At 28.1% G+C, this 9,231-nt stretch carries 6 protein-coding genes, 1 tRNA gene, 1 rRNA gene and 1 other RNA gene; 1 reads left to right on the top strand and 8 read right to left on the bottom strand.

The genetic code is table 11. The annotated features are described in order from the left end of the window. Positions 1–15 precede the first annotated feature (15 nt). The 6 genes from galE to rnpB form a co-directional block, all read right to left on the bottom strand. The gene (gene galE, locus KGF50_RS11350) at positions 16–1,029 is read right to left on the bottom strand and encodes a UDP-glucose 4-epimerase GalE (RefSeq protein WP_227848148.1); all 1,014 of its coding nucleotides are present in this window, start codon (positions 1,027–1,029) and stop codon (positions 16–18) included. A 22-nt stretch (positions 1,030–1,051) separates the two neighbouring features. Further along, positions 1,052–1,927 (bottom strand): UTP--glucose-1-phosphate uridylyltransferase GalU, encoded by an 876-nt coding sequence (galU, locus tag KGF50_RS11355; protein ID WP_269469197.1) that lies wholly within the window; start codon positions 1,925–1,927, stop codon positions 1,052–1,054. A gap of 193 nt (positions 1,928–2,120) precedes the next feature. Beyond that, a complete protein-coding gene (locus KGF50_RS11360) occupies positions 2,121–2,441 on the bottom strand; it encodes a hypothetical protein (protein ID WP_227848149.1) in 321 nt (106 codons plus the stop codon). After that, positions 2,431–4,422 carry a hypothetical protein gene (locus KGF50_RS11365; RefSeq protein ID WP_227848150.1) on the bottom strand — a complete coding sequence of 664 codons (1,992 nt, stop codon included), beginning with the start codon at positions 4,420–4,422 and terminating at the stop codon, positions 2,431–2,433. Before KGF50_RS11365 ends, KGF50_RS11360 begins: the two co-directional genes overlap by 11 nt. A gap of 122 nt (positions 4,423–4,544) precedes the next feature. Continuing rightward, entirely contained in the window at positions 4,545–7,070 is a 2,526-nt protein-coding gene (locus tag KGF50_RS11370) for an SPOR domain-containing protein (RefSeq protein WP_227848151.1), read from the bottom strand. Positions 7,071–7,346: 276 nt separating this feature from the next. Next, an RNA gene (gene rnpB / locus KGF50_RS11375) (RNase P RNA component class A) lies at positions 7,347–7,683 on the bottom strand. A 134-nt stretch (positions 7,684–7,817) separates the two neighbouring features. Between rnpB and srtB the strand changes: the two genes are divergently transcribed. Further along, positions 7,818–8,501: a class B sortase gene (gene srtB, locus KGF50_RS11380; RefSeq protein WP_227848152.1), complete on the top strand. Its 684-nt coding sequence runs from the start codon at positions 7,818–7,820 to the stop codon at positions 8,499–8,501. Positions 8,502–8,704: 203 nt separating this feature from the next. Here srtB and KGF50_RS11385 read toward each other — a convergent pair. Then, positions 8,705–8,779, bottom strand: a tRNA-Thr gene (locus tag KGF50_RS11385). 77 nt (positions 8,780–8,856) lie between these two features. Further along, a 23S ribosomal RNA gene (locus KGF50_RS11390) occupies positions 8,857–9,231 on the bottom strand; the annotation flags it as partial.

Genomic DNA, 9,231 nt, shown 5'->3' on the forward strand with positions numbered 1-9,231 from the left:
CCTTTAATATACATTTTATGCTTCGTATCCATTTGGATTCATACTTTGCCATCTCCAAGAATCTTGGCACATTTCTTCAAGTTCATATTTAGCTTTCCATCCAAGTTCTTTCTCTGCTTTTGATGAATCTGCATAACACATTGCTACATCTCCAGCTCTTCTTCCAACAATTTTGTATGGTATCTCTTTTCCACTGGCTTTAGAAAATGCTTTAACTAAATCAAGAACACTATATCCTTTACCAGTTCCTAAATTATAAACAACAAGTCCTGGATTTTCTTCTAATTTTTGTAATGCCTTTACATGACCAGCAGCTAAATCTAATACATGTATATAATCTCTAACTCCAGTCCCATCATGAGTTGGATAATCATTTCCATACACACTTAATTCTTTCAATTTACCTACTGCTATTTTTGTTATATAAGGCATTAAGTTACTTGGAATTCCATTTGGTTCTTCACCAATTCTTCCACTCTTGTGAGCACCTACTGGATTAAAATATCTTAAAAGTGCTATATCTAATGACTCATCTGCTTTCGATATATCCACTAACATCTGCTCTATCATAAGCTTCGTTCTTCCATATGGATTAGTTACAGAAAGTGGAAAATCTTCTAATATAGGACAAGTATGCGGATCTCCATATACAGTAGCTGATGAACTAAATACAAATTTCTTAACACCATATTCTCTCATTAATTCAAATAAATTTAATGTACTTATTAGATTATTGCTATAATATTCAATTGGCTTTTCCACTGATTCTCCAACTGCTTTTAAAGCTGCAAAATGTATAATAGATTCAATATTATTTTCTTTAAATACAATGTGCATTTCATTTTTGTTGGTTATGTCAATATTATAAAACTTTACTTGTTTTCCAGATAGTTCTCTAATTCTATCAACTACTATTGAGTTACTATTACTTAAATTGTCAACTATAACAACTTCATAACCTGATTCTAAAAGTTCTATTGCTGTATGGCTTCCTATATATCCTGCTCCTCCAGCTACTAAAACCGCCATAGTAATTACCTCTTTTCTAAATTTATTTTTCGCTTACTTTTTTTCTCATATAATCCATTAAATCATCTTTTAGATTTTCTCTTTTTAAAGCAAAATCTATTGTCGCTTCTAAAAAGCCAATCTTATCTCCCACATCATACCTTCTACCTTCAAAGTTATAAGCATAAATAGCTTCTTGTTTTCCAAGAGTTTGAAGTGCATCTGTTAACTGTATTTCTCCACCTTTTCCAGGTGTTTGTTTCTCTAATATATCAAATATTGCAGGAGTTATTATATATCTTCCAAGTATGGCTATGTCTGATGGTGCTTCTTCAATTGCAGGCTTTTCAACCATATCTTTAACTTTATAAACTCTATCTTCTATATGTTTTATATCTAATATTCCATATTTGTTTGTATCTTCTTTGGCTATCTTTTGAACACCTAGTACAGTTGTTTTATATTCATTGTAAGTATCTATTAATTGCTTTAAACAAGGCACGTCTGAGTCTACTATATCATCACCTAATAATACAGCAAAAGGTTCATCACCTATAAAACTTTTTGCACAGTAAATTGCATGTCCAAGACCTTTTGGCTCCTTTTGTCTTATATAGTGAATATTTACCATATTTGATATATCTCTCACCATTTCTAGCATTTCTGTCTTACCTTTTTGTTCTAGTTCTAACTCTAATTCAACTGATTTATCAAAATGGTCTTCTATAGATTTTTTATTTCTACCTGTTATTATAAGAATTTCTTCAATTCCTGAGTCTATAGCTTCTTCTATTATATACTGTAAAGTTGGTTTATCTACTATAGGAAGCATTTCTTTGGGCTGTGATTTTGTTGCTGGTAAAAATCTAGTTCCTAGCCCTGCTGCTGGTATTATCGCTTTTTTTACTGTCATCTGCATTTTTTCACCCTTCTTCGTAAATTTTCTCTTGTACCAAATTAATATACCATATTTATACTTTTTCTTCAAACTCTATATTATCCCAATTCTTAACATTACAAGAACATAAAGGTAGATGAAATTTCATCTACCTTTAGTTTTTATAAGTTAATATATTATATTGTCTATATTTTACCTAAAACTCACATAGGTACTAAATTTCATCTAAAATGCCCTTTATATCACTATCTATATCATCATCCAAATATGAATCTAAATCTTCTAAATCCACTTCTAATTCTTGATATGTCATGTCAACACTTACATCTTCATCTATATCCATTTCTGATATTAATTCTCCTAAGATGCTATTTCCATCAGTGTCTAAATCTCCATCTATATCTTCACTTATATGGTTTTCATTTAAGACTTCATCTAAATCAATCTCATAATAAACTTCATTATTTTTTTCGTCACTTGAATTTAGTCCTAAAAACTCATAATTAAAATTCCATACATTGTATTTACTTGACATACTTCATTCCTCCTGTGAAAAACATATTTTCATCTAGCTTATTGGCTCCATAATCAACAGAATTATATATTTTTTCAATTATGTCTTTTCTTCTTTCATTTGTATTATTATTTAATGTTAATTGTTTAAATACATATGTATTTGTTATTCTCTCGAATAATACTTCTCTTATACTATCATCATTAATATTTTTATAGTTTTTCCATAAAGCTTCAAATAACTTAAACATCTCTCTACTAGTTTCATCCACATAGTAAGGATACATATTTTCTACTAAATGATTTAATCTTGATATAGCTTGTTTTAAAAATACATCCAAGTTTGCACTTTCACTTTCCTTTAACATCCTATAATTGTATCGCTTCTTATCTTCACCTGATATTACAAATATAATATTATCTAAGCTTTTTTCAACTCCATCTAAATAACTACTTATATTATATGATAAATCAAAGAATAAATTTTTAATCTGTCTAAATACTTGCACATCAAGTTTTGCATTATACTTTTCAAATAACTCTATCTCTTGATTTTCTAATATTCTTGGAGTATAAGCTGATATTAAGTCTAAATTATTTCTCTGTTCTTGTATCTGATTATAAAGTGCATTTATGACTTCTATTCTTATTTCATCATTCAATTCTCTTTCTAGCACTTTATCAAATTCAGATTTCATGTAATAAATATTTCCAAAGAAATTAAATATTATCATATCATTCATAGCTTTAGACCAATTTTTATATAAAATCTCAACAGAAACTTCTTTAAGTAGTGGTTTTTTTGCATATATAAAGACATCTTGCATAAGTTTTTGAACCATGCTTCTACTTAAATTTAAAATTATTTTTTGATTATTAAATTTTATTTCTGTTTCTACAAAATTAGAATTTTTACTTTCAATATCTCTATTAATTACAATATCTTTAACATCACTATTTTTTATAGATATAATTTCTTTTTGGAAAGACTTAAGTATCGTTAAACTATTAAAATCTTCTTGAATAAAAAATGGGGCATGCTTTAATGTATATCCTACTATTTCATTTTCTATATCTTTTAAATTCTCTATTTGCATGGCTTCTTTATTTTTATCATTTATGTGCAAGTTAAATACATTTTTATTATCATATAATATAATGTCTTCTCCTAAAATTAACTTTGAACAATTATCTTTTGTTGACTTAACAATAGTTTTTTTAGACTTCTTATTTATAAAAATAAGTTGATCCTGATATTTTACTAAAAGCATATTTGTATTTTTATAATCAAATCCATCTATATTTCCTGATATTTTACAGAATACTATATCACAATCTTTAGGAAGATTTCCTATTTTCTTATTATCTTTAACTCTCTCACTTAAATCGGCTGGAACTATATTTTCTATATTATTATTAAATATAGAAACAGACCTTACTATAAGACCTTCTCTTTCCATATGAAAATAGCCCTTTAGAGAAACTCTCTTCTCTTCTAAAATATATCTTTCTATATCATCAAAGTTTATTTCAAATCTATTTTTTCCACTGATGAATATAAACTTTTCATTATCTTTATTAATTCCACCCATATAAAATTTATTATCATCTAAACTCAAGATAGTCATGTTGTCTTTTAAATAAAATATAAATTCTCTTTGGCTCTTACAGATTAAATCATATTCATCTAAAGTTATTTTCATAGTTAAACTTGCTGTAACATTCTTACTTGAATTCTCACTTTTTATATAAAAAGGCAAGTTATCTCCATAAATAATTATTTGAGAACCTTCTAAAACTGCTTCTAACTTTTTTTTATTATCTGAAAAACTATATATATATTTTACCCCTGATTCAGCATTAACTTCATCTGCTTTGCTGATTATAATATTACCTAAATTTGTTATATGAAGTTTTTTAGATTCTTTTGAGTATCTACTGATACCACTAAGCTCAAATCCATCTGAAAGCTCATATATAATTTTTTCTCCTAATTTCAACATACCTTCACCGCCTAAACAAAATTATAATTATTTTCTAAAGGTGAACAAAATGCCTCAAAATAAATAATATCTTTTAATACTTTTTATTTTGAGACATAATTTGTCCTTATTTTATAAATATCCTAAGCACCTTCAACTATTTCTTCATAAAGTTTATCTAAATGTTTAACATATTCACGATATCCAGATTTATTTTTTAACTCACTTCTTAAATCTTCATATTTTTGTCTAAGTTCTTCAGCACTTAATGAAGGAGCTGATTCTTTCAAATCTTCTAATTTGTAATCATAGTACTTATCATACATCGCTATATATGTATCAATAGATTTCTTAGCTAATTCATTACATTTTTCTTGTGCTTCTCCATACTCAGAATAATCACCTATCTTCACTTTATAATATCCATTCTCTTGAACTATTGTTGAAGAAATACCTTTAGCTTCATATTCTCTTGCTGTTTCTTTTGCTGTTGCTTCAACTTTAAGTGAACCTGCATAGACAGTATAATATACACCTTTACCATCTTTATATGCTTCCATTTCTTTTGCTTTCTTTTCAGCTTTTTCTTTTTCTTCTGCTTTTGCCTTTTCTTCTGCTTCTTTCTTTTCTTTTTCTGCCTTTGCTTTCTTTTCTTCTTCTGTTTGTTTGTTATTAGCCTGTTGCTGAGTTAGTGCTTTTGGAGGTGTCGTGTCTTTATCATTTTTCTTGTTATTTCCTACTGTTATAAAGTATCCTACACCAACAATCGCCACTATAACTATAGCTATAATAGTCTCTTTTAATCTACTTTTTTTAGAACCAACCTCTTCATCATCTATAGAATCTTCTTCATTTGATTCATAATTTTTTACTTCTGTTTTCTTTTCCTTAGAATTAGACTTAGGAGAATGTTTGGATTTTTTACTATTTTTTTCTTTCTTGTTAATAGGTATTACTACTGATTTTTCACTTTCTACCTTTTTTTCTTCTGCTTCTTTTGGTATTTCATCACCTAATCCATTACTTTCTTTTTCAGATTTAGGCTCATTACTTGCCGATAGTTTTTTATCTAACTCATCATTATTTATTGGTTTTTCTATTTTTATACTGCGCTCTTCTTCTAAACCTTGGTTTATTTCTTCTAAGTTTTCTATATTTTCCTTAATAGATTCATCAGCATCACCTGAAACTACACCAGAAGTATTATCTAAGCTAATTTCTTCTTTTTCAATTTCTTCTACTACATCCTCTTTTTTGCTTTCTCTTTTCATAAATCCAAATAATTTATCTTTTTTTCTACTCTTTTTATTTTCTGATTCAATTATCTCTTCTTCATTTACATCATGCTCTTTTTCAATATCCTCTTTATTTTCTAGAGCATTCTCTATATTTTCATTCTTATTAATTACTTCTTCTTTAGTATCTTCCTCTTTGGTATCTTCTTCTATAGAAATACTACTTCTAAAACAAACATCTTTATCTGCATTTTTTATCATATAAATGTATTCTTCAATATCAATGTCTTTATTTTTTCTAGTTCTCTTTGATACAACATCATTATTTTCTAATTCAGAAGATTTATCTTCTATAACAAGATGTGCTTTTTCCCAGATATCATCACTAATTTCTGTTTTATTTTTAATTACATAATCTATAAATTCCTTAAAATTTTCAGCACCAAATTCTCCAATTATAGTTAGTCTCATCGCACCTTCTATAAGGTCTCTATTTCTTCTCTTCAAAAATTCTAACGCAACTGTTGCACAAACAAAGTCTTTAATAACTTCTCTACCAAAACCATAGCCTTCAACATAAGGAAGTTCCTCTAACCCACATAATTTTTTATATTCATTATATAGAGTTTGAGATATACTTTCATCATTTAAACTATTTAATTTATCCATAAACTTAGCTTCTACATCATTTATCTGTGGTTCTTTTCCTAATTCTGACTTTTTAACTGAATTTAATAAAACATCATTTTCTGAATTATCTTTACCTAATTGTAAATCTTCAATTTCTGTTGCTTTTATTTCTTCACTACTTTGTTCAGAACTTTCTTCTATATTTTTAGGTACTACTTCTTTGCTACTAGCTAATATCTTATTTACACAGAATATTATTTCTCTTTTTAGTTCTCTTTTAGCATCAGCTTGATTCTTAAGAAATAAACTTGCACAATCTTTCTTTTCTAAGCTTATCTTTCTAAGTGTTATATTAAGAAGGTCTTTATATAGATTTAGAACCTTATAATCCTTTTCTAAACGTCTTCGTCTCTCTAATAGGTCCATTTTATCATAAGCTAAAAAACTACTTAAATCGTTGGCTTTTAGACAGTCTAAACCATCCTTCATTGCCTTATTTACATACTTTCTACATTTAGCTGTAGTTAATTCTAATTCTTTCTCTAATTCATCTATTTCAGGTATGTATTTATCTACTATCCATTTCCCAATAAGTGGTTCTGTATTTCTTGCTAATGTTTTATAAAACAATATATTAAATTTTAAAAGCTCAGCATATTTTGCTTCGTTAAATTCTACTTTTTCAAATTTCTTTTCTAAAACACCTTCTAATTTTTCATTTATCTTAGACTCTTGTTTTAAAAAACTTGCTGTGACATTTAAAACAGTATTTCTTATTATATTATTTTCACTCAAAACCTTCACTCCTTAAATCAATTATTTTATTGTGATATTTACATTATGTAAAATTACTAACTTGATTATGATATTTTAATAATTAGTTGCTAAATTTACTACATCTTATATCATATCATATTATTTACATCATTTTACTTTTTCTTTTTATATCTATCTTATATTATACCATTTTTAATATCTGTACTAACTTATATTACAATATTCCACAAAATTTTAAAAGTAAATTAGACAAATTTGCAAATAAAAAAACATCAGTTTAAACTGATGTTTTACCTATCGAAAAAATTAAGCAAGTCTATAAGCGGAGTTCTGTATTAGATAATCATCTTTCTAGGCTTATTGTCACCAATAAGCTCAAGCGACCTACCTACCGGAGAGTACGAGCAGCACTCTTTATTCCTATCTTGGTCTTGCTCCAGGTGGGGTTTACATAGCCAACTAGTCGCCTAGCTGCTGGTGAGCTCTTACCTCGCCTTTCCATCCTTACCACATAAAAGTGGCGGTTTATTTCTGTTGCACTATCCTTAGGATTGCTCCCACTAGGTGTTACCTAGCACCCTGCTCTATGGAGCTCCGACTTTCCTCATGTAAAATTACATGCGATTATCTGGCTTACTTAATATTCATTTTACTTAGCTATGTTATCATAAATTCTTAAATATGTCAAAGTAATATTATACTAAAAATTTAAATTTCTTCAAAAATAGTGTAATATATGTATATAAACTATTATTTATGATTTGAGGTGGAATATTGAAAAAATTATATAGGGTAATAATTAATATCATACTAATATTAGTAATAATCTACAGTGGATTTAATATATACTTAAAGCTTAACAAATACAACCAAGACACTAAAATATCTGCTCAACTTCAGAAAAAAGAAAATAAAAAAGAAGACTTATCGAAAATAAACAAAGATTTTAAGTTTTGGCTTTCTGTTGATAATACAAACATAAATTATCCAGTTGTACAATCTAAAGATAATTCTTATTATCTTGACAAAGACTTTTATGGTAAAAAATCTATCTCAGGTACATTATTCATGGATTATAGAAATAAATCTCTGGATGACCAAAATGTTATAGTATATGGACATAATATGAAAAACAAAACAATGTTTAATAATCTAAATAAGTTTAAAGATGGTGATTTCTTTAAAGAAAACAATCAAATAAAAATCACTATGGATGAAAAAGAATTCTTATATGAAGTATTTTCTGCCTATATTGTAGAATCTGATTATGATTATCTAAAAACAAGCTTTAATAGTGAATCAGACTATCAAAAATACATAGATACTATTACTTCCAAATCATTACATAAATCAAATATTAAAGTAAATAGCAAGGATAAGATAGTTACACTTTCTACATGCACTTATGAATTTGACGATGCTAGAATGGTAATCCATGGCAAATTAGTTTCAAATTAAATATACATATCTTTCTAACGATACCTACACAAATAATCAAAATTTTACATTAAGGCATTCACATACAGATTAAAATAATTATTTTAATCTGTATAGCTATTACTTACTTAAATTTATCAATTCCCTGTCTATTTCTATAAAATATACAAAAGAATAAATATATTGTACAATAAAAAAGACTATGTTTTTAACATAGTCTTTACTGGAGCTGGTGATAGGAATCGAACCTACAACCTGCTGATTACAAGTCAGCTGCTCTACCGTTGAGCCACACCAGCGCACTTATTCTATTATGAGTTAAATTAACACTCTAAAAACTACATATATATTTTAATCAATGAACATCAAATAAATATTGGTCAAGTCCTCGACCTATTAGTATCGATAAGCTAAATACATTGCTGCACTTACACCTTCGACCTATCAACCAGATAGTCTTTCTGGGGTCTTACCCTTGCGGTGGGAAATCTTATCTTGAAGTTGGCTTCGCGCTTAGATGCTTTCAGCGCTTATCCATTCCGTACATAGCTACCCAGCCATGCCCTTGGCAGAACAACTGGTACACCAGAGGTACGTCCATCCCGGTCCTCTCGTACTAAGGACAGGTCTTCTCAAATTTCCTACGCCTGCGACGGATAGGGACCGAACTGTCTCACGACGTTCTGAACCCAGCTCGCGTACCACTTTAATGGGCGAACAGCCCAACCCTTGGGACCTACTACAGCCCCAG

The sequence above is a fragment of the Clostridioides sp. ZZV15-6598 genome, from assembly GCF_020657705.1.
GTDB classification, from domain to species: domain Bacteria; phylum Bacillota; class Clostridia; order Peptostreptococcales; family Peptostreptococcaceae; genus Clostridioides; species Clostridioides difficile_F.